At 60.7% G+C, this 12,621-nt stretch carries 7 protein-coding genes and 6 pseudogenes; 8 read left to right on the top strand and 5 right to left on the bottom strand.

What is annotated here, in order from left to right; genetic code table 11:
* Positions 1-429 precede the first annotated feature (429 nt).
* Positions 430-1,383 (bottom strand): IS481 family transposase, encoded by a 954-nt coding sequence (locus AB7008_RS09510; protein ID WP_441258759.1) that lies wholly within the window; start codon positions 1,381-1,383, stop codon positions 430-432.
* Positions 1,384-1,588: 205 nt separating this feature from the next.
* Between AB7008_RS09510 and AB7008_RS09505 the strand changes: the two genes are divergently transcribed.
* Positions 1,589-1,945, top strand: a complete 357-nt coding sequence (locus AB7008_RS09505) for a hypothetical protein (RefSeq protein WP_441258758.1) — start codon at positions 1,589-1,591, stop codon at positions 1,943-1,945.
* Between the two features lie 659 nt (positions 1,946-2,604).
* On the opposite strand, the gene AB7008_RS09500 is transcribed toward AB7008_RS09505, so the two are convergent.
* On the bottom strand, positions 2,605-3,141 hold the full coding sequence (locus tag AB7008_RS09500; protein WP_441258757.1) for a hypothetical protein: 537 nt from the start codon (positions 3,139-3,141) through the stop codon (positions 2,605-2,607).
* Between the two features lie 422 nt (positions 3,142-3,563).
* Here AB7008_RS09500 and AB7008_RS09495 point away from each other — a divergent pair.
* A pseudogene (locus tag AB7008_RS09495) lies at positions 3,564-3,988 on the top strand (IS110 family transposase); the annotation flags it as partial.
* Between the two features lie 65 nt (positions 3,989-4,053).
* Positions 4,054-5,177 (top strand): annotated as a pseudogene (locus AB7008_RS09490) (IS5 family transposase).
* A 389-nt stretch (positions 5,178-5,566) separates the two neighbouring features.
* Here AB7008_RS09490 and AB7008_RS09485 read toward each other — a convergent pair.
* Positions 5,567-5,779: pseudogene (locus AB7008_RS09485) on the bottom strand (IS110 family transposase); the annotation flags it as partial.
* 128 nt (positions 5,780-5,907) lie between these two features.
* Here AB7008_RS09485 and AB7008_RS09480 point away from each other — a divergent pair.
* Positions 5,908-6,900, top strand: a pseudogene (locus AB7008_RS09480) (IS481 family transposase); the annotation flags it as partial.
* 116 nt (positions 6,901-7,016) lie between these two features.
* Here the strand turns inward: AB7008_RS09480 and AB7008_RS09475 are convergent.
* A pseudogene (locus AB7008_RS09475) lies at positions 7,017-7,287 on the bottom strand (IS701 family transposase); the annotation flags it as partial.
* A gap of 844 nt (positions 7,288-8,131) precedes the next feature.
* On the opposite strand from AB7008_RS09475, the gene AB7008_RS09470 reads away from it, so the two are divergent.
* Positions 8,132-8,302, top strand: coding sequence for a transposase (locus tag AB7008_RS09470; RefSeq protein WP_441258753.1), 171 nt, complete (start codon positions 8,132-8,134; stop codon positions 8,300-8,302).
* A 536-nt stretch (positions 8,303-8,838) separates the two neighbouring features.
* Here AB7008_RS09470 and AB7008_RS09465 read toward each other — a convergent pair.
* Positions 8,839-9,162 (bottom strand): hypothetical protein, encoded by a 324-nt coding sequence (locus tag AB7008_RS09465; RefSeq protein WP_441258756.1) that lies wholly within the window; start codon positions 9,160-9,162, stop codon positions 8,839-8,841.
* A 35-nt stretch (positions 9,163-9,197) separates the two neighbouring features.
* Between AB7008_RS09465 and AB7008_RS09460 the strand changes: the two genes are divergently transcribed.
* The 3 genes and pseudogenes from AB7008_RS09460 to AB7008_RS09450 form a co-directional block, all read left to right on the top strand.
* Positions 9,198-10,283 (top strand): NAD-dependent epimerase/dehydratase family protein, encoded by a 1,086-nt coding sequence (locus AB7008_RS09460; protein WP_441258755.1) that lies wholly within the window; start codon positions 9,198-9,200, stop codon positions 10,281-10,283.
* Entirely contained in the window at positions 10,283-11,626 is a 1,344-nt protein-coding gene (locus AB7008_RS09455; RefSeq protein WP_441258754.1) for a UDP-glucose dehydrogenase family protein, read from the top strand. Before AB7008_RS09460 ends, AB7008_RS09455 begins: the two co-directional genes overlap by 1 nt.
* A gap of 175 nt (positions 11,627-11,801) precedes the next feature.
* A pseudogene (locus tag AB7008_RS09450) lies at positions 11,802-12,035 on the top strand (dTDP-4-dehydrorhamnose 3,5-epimerase family protein); the annotation flags it as partial.
* Positions 12,036-12,621: the final 586 nt, after the last annotated feature.

Below are 12,621 nucleotides of genomic sequence, written 5' to 3'. Positions count from 1 at the left end.
CGCTTTGGCAAATCCACATCGTCCGGCATGCAGCCTGCCGGGCCGCGTCCATCACGCCAAGCCTCGACCTGCCCCCATCATCGCGACGGACGCTGCCCAGGTGCTCGCAGATCGGCTGCACGCAGCCTACCCCGCGCAGGACCCCCGGTGACGGTCCCAGTCGCTCGCCCCCGGCTGGGCGGTGATGTTCACGAAGATCCGCAGCGGTTCGCTCGTGGTCGAACCGATCACCGAATGCGGTTCGCGCCCCAAGGGGCAGATTTTGCGTTCCAATGCGTGAAGTGTAGAACCCGCGAGGCAGAGGACCTGCGCACCGCCATCAATCAGATCAATACGATGTTGATCAGCACAATCTCGCGCTCGTAGTCGTTGCCATATGGCGTTGAGCCGCCGTTTAGGCCAGTGTTGGAGCCCTGCATGATGACCCGGCTAGGTGTGGAATCTCAACAGGTCGTCCTTCGGGAGGCCGAGGCGGCTGATGGGTGGTTTGGCCTGCAGGCTGCCGTGCGGGCGATGCCAGTTGTAGTGATGAAGCCAGATTGGCAGGTTTTTGGCGCGCTGGTCTGAGGTGTCATAGGCGCGAGCGTAGGTCCATTCGCGCAGCACTGTCTGGATGAAGCGTTCGGCCTTGCCGTTTGTTTGCGGTCTGTAGGGGCTGGTGAAGATGTGCTTGAGGCCGAGCTTCCTGCACGCTCTGGCGAAGGCCTTGGCGCGGTAGCAGGAGCCGTTGTCGGTCATGATGCCGGTGACCTTCATGCCGAGGCTGCGGTAGTAAGTGACGGCCTCCTTGAGGAAGGCGATGGCGCTCTCCTTTTTCTGATCCCGCCGGATCTGGGAGAAGGCCAAGCGCGATGCATCGTCGATGGCCACGTGGACGAACTCGTGGCCGGCGCCGCGGCTTTCGCCCTTCTGGCGATCGTGTGTGATGCGGTGGCCTGGTCTTACGAACCTGCCGAGCTTCTTGATGTCGATATGGATGAGCTCGCCGGGGTGCTCGCGCTCGTACCGGCGCACCGGCTCGGCGGGCTCCAGATCGCGTATCCGGCTTAATCCCAAGCGGCGAAGGATACGGCTGACGGTGGCCGGTGACACCTCGACCTCGGCAGCAATCTGCTTGCCGGTGTGGCGCTGCCGGCGCAACGTCTCGACGGCGGCGCACGTGGCCGGCGGGGTTTGGCTCGGCGATGAACGAGGTCGCGACGAGCGGTCGCGCAAACCATCCACGCCTTCTGCGCGGAACCGCTTGACCCATTTGGCCACGGTTTTCGGTGTCGTGTTGAACTGATTTGCCGCATCAGCCTGGCTCAGCCCGCCCTCGACCACGCCTCGCACCATCGCCTCTCGACCTTTGGGCGTCAAAGGCGCATTCTTGTGGACGTTCATCTGGTCTCTCCTTGGAACACTGAAGCTTCGCAACCTCAGCTTCCTCGGTTCAGACCAGATGGACAACCTCCTGAGAGACCAAAGCTAGGCCACCGATGAGGTTCTGGAGGAGCGGCTGTTTGCGGCGCCGGGACCAAAAACGGGTCGCCGGTCCGGCGTTGAGCCCGACTGGGCGGCGGTACATCGCGACCTCAAGCGCGAGCATGTGACGCTGTGGATCCTGTGGGGGGAATCTATCGCAGCCGAGCCCGACGGCTTCCGTTATAGCCGGTTCTGTGAGCTCTACCGTCCCAGAGAAGGCCGCTTGTCGGTAACGATGCGCCAGGTCCATGCGGCCGGGGACAAGCTGTTCGTGAACTATGCGGGCGACGGTATTTCGGTGGTCGTCGATTGGGTCACCGGGAAGCGGCGCAACGCTCAAATCTTCGTCGCCGTCCTCGGTGCATCGAGTTTCAAATACACGCAGGCGACTTGGACCCAGGGGCTCGCCGACTGGATCGCCGGTCACGTCGGCGCCTTCGAGGCATCGGCGGGGTGCCGGCGCGCTGCTGGTACCCGATAACACCAAGATCGCGGTCATCAAGGCGTGCTTCTACGTTCCCCAGATCAACCGCATTTACGCTGAGATGGCGGTGCATTACGGCACGGCCATTTTGCCGGCGCGGCCGCGCCGCCCGCGCGACAAGGCGATTGCTTCATATTGGACCACATCCCGACAGTTGCGCGGTGATAGGTGTCGTTTTCGGTTTGCGGGAGCAGCGGCCGCGCAGACTTTAAGGATAGTGGTATCTGATGCGATGTCCCAGAGGCAACGGTTCAGACTGAACGGTTCAGACTGTCAGCGTAGCATTTTTGAGGAGCCCCTGAGGGCCCACTCCTGCACAGTGGTCTTGGCGATCCCAAACCTCGCTGAGACCTCGCGCGTCGTGAGCATGCCACGGTGGCGCAGTCCATCGTATCGACTCGTCAGTTTGTAGACACCGCGAATTAAGGCGATCCTCTTCAGATTGAAGGGCTTGCCTTCCCAGGTGCGCCACTCGTTCTTGGTTCACTATCTCGGCGATCTCGCGGTCGCAATGCTGATCGAGCAGCCGATGGACGGCCGAGATAAGCTCGGGTTTGAACTTACGCAGCTGGGGATTGGCAGCGGTCGTTCGAGCTCCAATGTATGGGTAGCCCCGCCGGATAGACGCACATGAGCAATGATCTTCTGCGCCTTGATCAAGGTATGTCTTCGATTAGCAAGAGCGCGATGCGCTTGCGCTCACGGAAGTCGACGCGCGGATCATTCCAGATTTGCGGCAGCTGCTCGGCAAGACCGAGAATACGGTGACGGATTTCAGCGGTGAGCGTCGCAGCCTGCTGCTTGCTGCGACGTTCATATTCCTCGACAGCTTCGACATGACGATGCAACTTGTCGTTCCACTCGGCCGCAAGCCCATCGGCGACGAGACGATTCTCGGGGTCCACCTTCATGTAGCGCCGGCGGACAAGCTCGGCTTCGTAGCGCAGTCGTTCGACGTGCTGGCGACGCCCGGTCTTGATCTCGCGGACCCGCGCCTCAAGCTCGCGTTGGATCTCCAGAGTGACGGCCAGCGCCATCGGCGTCATCATCTCGATCATCAACGCGGCGACCGCCGGATCGACGATCTTGCAAGGCACCATTTGGCAGGTCTTTCCGGCACGGCGCACTGCGCTCGCTTGGCACACATAGCTCGGGATCATATCGCCGTGCTCGCGACTGTAATGCACACCCATGCGGTCGCCGCACAAGCCACATAGTACGCGTCCCTGGAGCAACGCCAGTCCCCTCGCGCGCTGGCCCAGAGAATTGTTCACCACCAAATGCGCTGGCATTATCCGCAACGCGCCGCTGATTAGCTACGAACCGTTCCCCGTCGATGTAGTCCTGATGCATGCCCGGCATGACGAACTGCCACTCCGCTCGGGGAATCTTCACGACGCTGGTTCCGCGTTACGCGCCAATCGCGATACCTCCAGGCCGATGACGATGCCAGCTTACCGAGCGCCACCTCGCTCACGAGCTGTTGGAAGCCGTCGCAGCCGGCTAGACCCTATGTTCGCCCCCTGAGGCGACGTGCAGCCCCCCACGGCAAGCTCCTATCGAGGGTTGCGCCCGATGGGCCGGCGCCGAACCTCAAGCATGGGGAGCGGGCCTGATGAATGATAGCATTTTCGTGGGACTGGATGTCCATAAGGCGACGATTTCGGTTGCGGTCGCCGAAGGAATGCGTGGTGGTGAAGTCCGCCAGCTGGGGATCGTCCCTAATCGCGGCGATCAGGTCGCGAAGTTGGCAGAGAAGCTGACCAAGGGCGACCGGCGAGTGAGCTTTTGCGACGAAGCTGGCCCCTGTGGCTATGGCCTGCATCGGCAACTGACGGAATTGGGTCATGACTGCATCTTGGTGGCGCCTTCGCTGATCCCGATGAAGGCTGGGGATCGGGTCAAGACGGACCGCCGCGACGCGGCGATGCTGGCCAAATTGCACCGGGCCGGCGAGCCACGGCGGTGTGGGTCCCCGATCCGGCGCATGAGGCCATACGCGACCTGGTGAGAGCGCGCGCAGCAGCTGCTGAAAAAGTCGTTTTGCGAGTTGGTTGGAGCGTGATTCCGTGCATGTGTCTGATTCCTTTGGGCTGGGGAACGCGATGCGCAGGGCCGATCAGCGGTCGGAAGGCATATTCGGTTACGTGCGGTTGGAGCAGCGTGTTCCAGCGGATCACCCACTGCGTGCGATCCGCGACCTGGTTGACGCGGCGCTGAAGGATCTGTCGCGCGACTTTGGCAGGCTGTACGCCCGCCATGGCCGGCCATCCATTCCGCCGGAGCGGCTGTCGCGGGCGCCGCTGCTGCAGGCGTTCTATACAGCGCGCTCGGAACGGCAGCTGATGGAGCAGCTCGACTACAATCTGTTGTTCCGCTGGTTCGTCGGTTTGTCGATTGACGATTCGGTGTGGGATGCGACCGTGTTTTGCTAGAACCGGGATCGGCTGCTCGACGGCGACATCGCGGCCAAGTTCTTTGTTACCGTGCTGAACCTGCCGCAGGTGCATGGGCTCTTGTCCAGTGAGCACTTCTCGGTCGATGGCACGCTTATCGAGGCATGTGCCCAGCATGAAGAGCTTCGTGCCAAAGGATGGCGATGATTCACCATCTGGCAAGCGATCGGGCCGCAGTCGGTGGCGCAATGCCGAGCGCGACTTCCATAGCGAGAAGCGCAAGAACGTCACCCATTCCTCGACTACCGACCCTAACGCCCGCTTGTTCCGAAAGGGCGCGGGCAAGGAGGCCAAGCTCTGCCACATGGGGCATCTGATGATGGAGAACCGCAACGAGCTGATCGTCGATGCGCGCCTCACCGAGGCCAACGGTACGGCGGAGCGAACGACCGCCCTCGACATGATCGAGGACAGTGCCAAGCCGGGCAGCACCGCGGGCGCCGACAAGAACTATGACACCGCCGACTTTGTTGCCGGTTGCCGCGAGCGCGGCTGCACGCCGCATGTCTCGCAGAACGACACCAACCGCCGCTCGGCGATCGACGCGCGCACGACCCGACATCCCGGCTATCGCATCAGCATGACCAAGCGCAAGCGGATCGAAGAACCATTCGGGTGGATCAAGACGGTCGGCGGTCTGCGCAAGACCCGGCACCGTGACCGCGGCCTGGTCGAGTGGTTTTTCGTGCTTACCGCCGCCGACCTACAATCTCGTTCGCATTCCGAAGATGCTGGCGGCAACGGGACGAATCTGTCTGGAGCGCCAAACATGAGACAAAAAAACAGCGAAAACTGCGTGTGCGGCGCCGTTTACCGCGCATCGATTGGCTTATCGTCACCACACACATCAGGAAAATCGCCCTTCAGCACACATTTTTCAGCCGCCTGCTCTCATGTTTGCCGTCAAGACTCTGAACGAGCATAATTTCCTGGCTGCGCCCAGACGCTGGATTTCAGCAGCGCCCAAAGCGGGAGGCGGGGCAGAGACGACGGTTGAGCAAGCTCTCATGCGCGGGTTGGCTACCGCATGACCGTGGTTTCGTCTTGGTGCTGCCTCGGCCTAGAAGACGAGCGTCGGCGTAGCCGGCTCATAACAGGCCGCGAGGATTCCCCGCCTCGCCCCGCCTCCTGCCCAGGGCACCGATGGTCGAGCAGAGTCCTTTCAGGTGTCCCCGACTTGTACTTGACGAGCGATCGCCCACAGGAAACCGACCATCTCGCGCGCAATGGCGGTGGTGATGATCACCTTGGGTTTACCGGCGGCCGATAGGCGGCGATAGCGTGCGCAGAGCCTGAGCTGGGCCTTCCAGGCGATATCGTGGATGGTCTGAGGCAGGCGCTCATTACGATCATGGAGCTTGCGATTGACGCGGGCTTGTAGAAGTTTCGACTTAATCTGACGGCAAGGTTTGAACTGGCAGGGATTGGAGCTGCTGGCGAGCAGGAGCGCTCACCCAAAGGGCGCTCCCGCGCAGCCCGCAGCGTCTCACAAGAGACGTTACCATGACCCAGGAACAGAAGGTCATTCGCGCGAAAGTCGGAATGCTGGAATTGGCCAAGCAGCTCGGCAATGTCAGCCAGGCTTGCCGGATGATGGGCTATAGCCGCGACAGCTTCTACCGGTTCAAGGAACTGTACGACAACGGCGGTGAGCTGGCGCTGATTGAGATCAGCCGCAAGAAACCGGTCCTGAAGAACCGTGTCGCGCCGGAGGTCGAGGCGGCCGTCGTTGAGCTGGCGATCGACCAGCCGGCCTGGGGCCAGGTGCGAGTCAGCAATGAGCTCAGGAGCCGCGGCCTGTCGATCTGCCCGTTCGGCGTGCGGGCGGTGTGGCTGCGTCACGATCTCGCCAACGTCAAGAAGCGGCTGACGGCGCTGGAGGCCAAGATGGCCCAGGACGGCCTGGTGCTGACTGAGGCCCAACTCGTTGCGTTGGAAAAGGCCAAGTCCGAGAAGGAGGCGCACGGCGAGTTCGAGAGCGAGTGCCCCGGCTATTGCGGTGCGCAGGACAGCTTCTATGTCGGCAACATGAAGGGGGTGGGGCGGATCTATCAGCAGACCTTCATTGACACCTATAGCAAGGTGGCGTTCGCCAAGCTGTATGATCGCAAGACGCCGATCACGGCGGCCGAACTGTTGAATGATCGCGTGGTGCCGTTCTTCGATGCGCGGGGCATCCCACTGAACCGGATCCTGACCGACCGCGGCACCGAGTATTGCGGCAATCCGGAGCATCACGAATAGGAGCTCTACCTCGCCGTCGAAGACATCGATCCCACCCGCACCAAGACGAGGAGCCGACAGACCAACGGCATTGTTGAGCGCTTCCACCGCACCGTGCTTGAGGAGTTCTATCGCGTCGTGTTCCGCAAGAAGATTTATCCGAGCATCACTGCGTTGCAGAGCGATCTCGATGAGTGGATCGCTGCCTACAATGAGGTGCGCCCGCATCAGGGGCGCTGGTGCTACGGCAAGACGCCGATGCAAACTTGCTTGAGCAAGTGCTCTGTCGAGAGAGAAATTGTTGCCGGCTGCGTGAGGTCGGACATGAAATCTTTGTCGGACACCTGCCGCGACAAAGCACCCACTGTTAGCTCAAGTCGCTTCTTTTACACATACTCACGTACAATATCGCGTAGCGCGTCGGCCTCCCACTGTCCCCGGCCCAGGATCGCCTGCTGGCGCCACGGGCCTGGATCGCCGGCCGCTTCCGCCTCGCATCCAACCCGTCTTGCGCGGCTCGTTGCCCAACAGTCCGTCGAGAAACTGCCTCGCCGCGGCAGCCACCCGCTCCTGCGTAAACAGCGGACGGATGCGTTGCTTGGCATCTCGCAACGACGAAGCCCACAGCGTCAGCGTATCTTCAACCGACTCGCCAATCATCAGATCCCGACTCATGGTCGCCATAGATTTAGAACCTTCAAGATAATGCAACTGTAATGCTAGGCCAAGCCATGCTGCAAAATCGCGCGCCTTATGGGATAGCATCACCACGCTTAAATGATCGGCCGACGCCCGGCGCACGCATCAGGCGGCGACAGTGTGCATCTTGGTTGACGACGTCGATTACTTTCGTGACTGACGCGACCGCCGGTCGAGATAGCATAGTCCTGAGCCAAGTCCTGAATGAGTTGAACCACTCGAGGCGACAGGTTATCCGACAACCACCGAGTGAAGCTGAGGGAACGCCAATCGGAGGGCTGCCGCTCCCTGGCGGACCGGCATCCCGCGAGGGAGTAGAAGGCCCCGGATTTGATTTATGACCGCTGTTTTCTATGTCACCAGTCGGCTGCGAGCTCTGTGGAGAGCTTGCAAATCGAGTTGTTCGGCCGATTTTAGTGGGCCGAGTCGCATGGTCGGGCGCTGAACGGCCTAGGGCGATGGCTTCAGCGTCGCGAAGTCATTCCCGCGCTGGCCGCTGATGCGAGCGGATCTGGCTGGCGCGCGCCAGCACGATCGCAAAGCTCGCTTCGATCTCGCAACGAGCTGCGCGGTTTGTGTAAGGGCTGGGAATAGTCTCGGCAAGGCCGGTTCGACCAACCTGGCTCGCAAAGTTAACGCCGTCCTCGTTGAAGCGCCGGATTTGCAAGAAATTTTTCGCGCCGCTACTCCTTGTCCAGTCCTGTTTGACCGAGCAAATCGATAAATTTGGTCGACAGCTCCTGCCAGTGGCACAAGCCGACCAAAGTTCGGCGAGTGATGGCCGTTCCCGGTATCGGTCCCCTGGTTGCCCTGTCGTTCCGTCGTTACCATCGACGAGCCTACTCGCTTAAGACGTTCCGATGACGTTGGCGCCTATCTCAGCCTAACACCAAGACGTTATCAATCCGGTGAGATCGATCGCACTGGCCGCCTCTCCAAGCGCGGCAACCACCAGGTATCGAACTTATTTGTTTGAGGCCGCGAACGTCCTGCTGACCGTTGTCAGGCGAGGTTCTGCGCTCAAGCGCTGGCGCAGCAAGCTGGCCAAACGCATCGGCGCAAAAAAGCTAAGGTTGCTGTCGCTCGCAAAAATGGCTGTTCATGCTCCAGAGCCTCCCAAGCCAAAATATCATAGCCTCGTTGACCTCGGAGAAACCGCTAACAGGGATGTCTGCGAGCGACGCAAAGACCGCATTCTTAAAAGACCACTACACGGCATGCCTCGGCAGTCAGTCACTGAAGGTCTTCAGCTCTTCTGATTGGTGGACGTGGCCGCGACGTCTGTCCTCACTTCTATAGTGGCATGCAAAATGTTGTGCTCGAGTCAACTACCAACGCTCGTAATTGATCTAGATGACGGAAGCATGTCACCTGTCGCTGATGAAAGTCGGCCGGTCAAACGCACAAGGAATCAGCATGCAAGACCAATCACAATCTTCCTCGGCCGTTCGCCGAGGTCTTCGAAGTGTTGAATACGACGAACTTGCCCGTGCAGAAATGCGCATCTTCACCCTACTGACCTAAGGCAGCCGCGATGCCGATCCTGCCGCCGGTCATGGTCTGCTCGCCCGTGTTGGCGACCGTGAATTCTCCGAAAAGCCCAAGCAGGGGTCCAGCTGGATCAACGGCGGGTACTTTTTCTTCTGTCCGTCTCTCATGAACTACCTTTCCAATGGAGCCGACCTCGCGCTGGAGAAAGAGCCCCTCACCGACCTTGTCCGGGCCGGTGGCTTGCGCGTATGGCGTCACACCGGCTGCTGGGCATGCATGGATACGCAGCGTGACAAGGATCAGCTCGAAGAGCTCTTGGAATCCGGTCGAGCCCCTTGGGTTCACGCCAGCAGCGCCCAGCCTCTCGTTCGGAGCGCTTCGTGACAATCAGCCTCATCGTCAAAGAAGATATCGAGCATATCCATGCGGCCCTGCCGCGAGGACGCTTCGCAGGGGCAACCGTCCTGGTCACGGGCTGCGCAGGCTTCCTTGGATATTACTTCCTCCAGTACTTCACGCGAAAAGCGTCCGAACTCGGCCTGAAGCGGCTCATCGCGTTCGATACCTTCCTGCTGCATCGGCCGCGCTGGCTGACCGATCTGAGTGCGGAGTTTCCGGACGTGCTCGAGACGCGTACGTTCAACATCGCCAAGGATGACCTGCGAACGGTTGATGGCGCTGACGAAGCGGACTACGTAATCCATATGGCCTCGATCGCTTCGCCGACGTTCTATCGGCAGTATCCGGTCGAGACCATCGACGCTAACATCTGGGGACTGAGGCGGCTACTCGAATCCTATCGGGGTTCGGATCGGCTCAAGGGCCTGTTGTTCTTTTCGAGCAGCGAAATCTATGGCGATCCAGCGGAGACGGCGATTCCGACTGACGAGGAATACCGGGGCAATGTCGCGTGCCTGGGCCCGCGGGCCTGCTACGACGAATCGAAGCGTTTTGGCGAGACGATATGCTACGTCTTCTCCAAGACGTATGGCATGCCCATCACTGTCGCCCGCCCCTTCAATAATTATGGGCCCGGCATGCGCATCGAGGATCGTCGGCTGCCGGCCGATTTCGCGCGATGCGTGATCAATCGACGCGACATTGTCATTCTTTCCGACGGTAGCCCGACCCGCACTTTTTGCTACATCTCCGACGCGATCATGGGCTATCTCCTCTGCCTCCTGCATGGGAAGTACAATTACTTCAACATCGGGATCGACCGGCCGGAGATCTCCGTCCACAACCTTGCCGAGATCTATCAGCAGGCTTCGCTGGAGCTTTTCGGACGCCGCGGCGCGGTCGTCTTCGAGAGGAGTTCCGACGCAGAGTATCTTGTCGACAATCCAAACCGGCGCCGCCCCGTGATCAAGAAGGCGCGGGACATTCTCGGGTACGCTCCCAACATCCTCGTAAATGAGGGCGTGCGCCGCTACCTGTCCTTTCTACGCGACGAGTTGGGGGGGTGATGCGCATCACAGTTGTCGGGTCCGGTTATGTCGGCCTCGTCTCGGGCGTGTGCCTCGCGGCGAAGGGGCATGACGTGACGTGCGTCGATCTGCGGAACGACGTCGTCGCGCAGCTTAACGTAGGCGTCCCGCATATCTATGAGCGTGGCCTCCCTGAACTGCTTAAGTCAGTGCTTGCATCGGCCCGCTTTAGGGCCACCACCGACCTTCACGCCTCGATTGAGGCGTCGGAAATCTCCTTGATCGCCGTCGGCACGCCGTCCGATAACGGCGCGATCGACCTCAGCGCCGTCCGGCAGTGCGTTCGCCAGATTGGCGCTTATCTTGCGACTACTCCTCATCACCTGTCAGTCGTCGTGAAGAGCACCGTCATTCCGGGGACAACGGATACGCTATTGCGGGAAGAGCTCGAGCACTCGTCCGGGAAGCAACTCGGAGCATTCGGCTTGGGTATGAACCCGGAGTTTCTTCGCCAAGGAGACGCGATCGAGGATTTCATGGAGCCAGATCGCATCGTGCTCGGTCACGAGGACCAGAGGACGCTGGTGCGGCTCGAGGAACTCTATGCTCCGTGGAATTGCGACAAAGTGCGGGTGAATACCCGCACGGCCGAAATGATCAAATACGCCAACAACGCAATTCTGGCCACCCAGATCTCCGTGGTGAACGAGGTAGCAAATCTCTGCGCTGCGGTGGGAGGCGTCGACGCCCTCGACGTCATGTGCGGCGTCCATCTCGACAAACGCTGGTCGCCGATCACCCCCTTGGGCCGCATCGCCCCACAGATCCTGACCTATCTCATTCCGGGCTGCGGGTTCGGCGGGTCATGCTTTCCAAAGGACGTACAGGCGCTGCGCACCCAGGGCGAGAGCCTGGGCCTCCCGATGAACATGCTGAATGCCGTTCTCGACGTGAACGCCGCGCAGCCGAGCCAGATTGTCTCTACCCTCCAGCGAAAGCTCGGAGCTTTGTCCGGCCGACGAACTCTCGTTCTCGGCCTCTCCTTCAAACCGAATACCGACGACGTCCGCGAATCCGCGTCGATCAAGATCGTTCGCGATCTTCTGCGGGCCGAAGCGGATGTCAGGTGTTACGACCCGCTCGCGACGGAGAAATTCAAACTCGCCATCGGAATCGCCGCGGACCGCATTCAGTTCTCGTCTGACTGGCGGCGCGAGGTTGAGTGGGCCGAGATCGTCATCATCGCGACTCGGACGCAGGAATACGGCGAACTCACCTCATTGCGAGTCGCGGGCAAGACGGTGTTTGACGCGCGTCGACTGATCAACGCAGCCGCTGTGCCCTCGGCGGACTACCTCTCCATTGGGCGCCGCCTGAGCTGAGTCGCGCCACGATCTGCGAACCTACCCCCATATCGGGAGCTTTCCTCGAACCTCGTGGCGACAATCGCGACTTTTTTGCCCGCGTCTTCTGCGCCGAAGAGTTTAGCACCCGCGGCTTGGCGACGGGCTTCCGACAGATCGACACTTCAGTGTCTACGCATGCAGGCACGCTAGAGAGCTGCACTATCACATTGCGCCGGCCGGCGAGACCAAGCTGGTGAAGTGCATTCGTGGTCGCGCGTTGGACGTCATCGTCGATCTCCGCGAAGGCTCGCCAACGTTCCTGCAATGGTTCGGGGCCGAGTTGAGCGCCGACAACCGCTTGATGATGTACGTGCCTTTCAGGTGCGCTCACGGATTCCTGCCCCTGAAGGACCCGACGGAGATGCTCAAATTCGAGCCCTTATAGCGGGGCGCATGAGAGGAGGCTGCGCTGGAACGGTAGGGTCGAGGACTGGCGCGCCGGCAGGCCTCCCGACCGTGCCACGTTTCCAGTCCCCTCCACGTCGGACCAGAAACGCCAGGACGGCTCAGCCTTCGGCTTGACATATAGTCTCCGCTTCAGGTCCTGCAATCGACGGACGCCTTTATCATCTCGTCCTTGCCTTCCTTACGTCGGAGACTTTGCAAATGGCAGGGCCCCTTGGCTCCACGGACATTACTCCGCTTCGTCGCTACTACGGACCCAGCCGCTGCCCTCTCGCCTTTAATCCACCCTGCGTCTTCATCTCCGGCCAGAAACGCGGCGTCTTCGGCGCGATCAAGCGTGCCAACCAATCCAGAGCCATCCCTAACTCTTGCGGCGGCATGCCGGCAATGCTGACCGGATCGTTTTTGAAACGGGCTCGCTATCCAATTGGCTTGGGCGCCAACTCAGGGCACCGGCCTTTCCGGTTATTTGGCTTGATGCGCGTCATGCCAACGCAGGGTTATCGATGCGCATCAACAAGTCGGACCAAAACGATGCCAAGGGGGTGGCCGAAATGACGCGCATG

It is taken from the genome of Bradyrhizobium sp. 521_C7_N1_3, assembly GCF_052075975.1.
Taxonomy (GTDB): domain Bacteria; phylum Pseudomonadota; class Alphaproteobacteria; order Rhizobiales; family Xanthobacteraceae; genus Bradyrhizobium; species Bradyrhizobium japonicum.
This window is presented reverse-complemented; position numbering and strand designations above follow the sequence as displayed.